General features: G+C 54.8%; 1 protein-coding gene. It reads right to left on the bottom strand.

The window, feature by feature from the left end:
- The coding region (locus HMPREF2559_RS08980) for a DDE-type integrase/transposase/recombinase (RefSeq protein WP_148138805.1) at positions 1 to 414 on the bottom strand (414 nt) is incomplete at both ends.

Genomic DNA, 414 nt, shown 5'->3' with positions numbered 1-414 from the left:
CTTCGCATCTTTGAGGACCTCCCGCTTTAAAGCTGCGTTGAACGACTCGGCGAGCGAATTATCCGCGCTGGTTCCCACCGCGCCCATCGACTGGGCAACGCCCAAGCGCTTGCATGTTGCCTGGAACTGCGACGAGGTATACACGCTTCCATGATCCGAGTGGAAAATCGCACCATCAAGACCTCCTCGCAGGTGGGAAGCGTTTTCGAGAGCCTCTTCTACCAGTTCGGTACGCATGTGATTTGCGATAGCAAAGCCGACAAGCTTGCGAGAAAAGCAATCAATCACTGTTGCTAAGTACATGTTCGCCCCGTCTGCGATCGGCAGATACGTAATATCGCCAACCAACACACGATTGGCAGCACAGGCTGTGAAGTCACGGTTCACCAAGTCTGCGAACACGCGCCGGCCTTT

Origin of the sequence: Corynebacterium sp. HMSC072G08, assembly GCF_001809185.1 — a bacterium.
Classification (GTDB): domain Bacteria; phylum Actinomycetota; class Actinomycetes; order Mycobacteriales; family Mycobacteriaceae; genus Corynebacterium; species Corynebacterium phoceense.
This window is presented reverse-complemented; position numbering and strand designations above follow the sequence as displayed.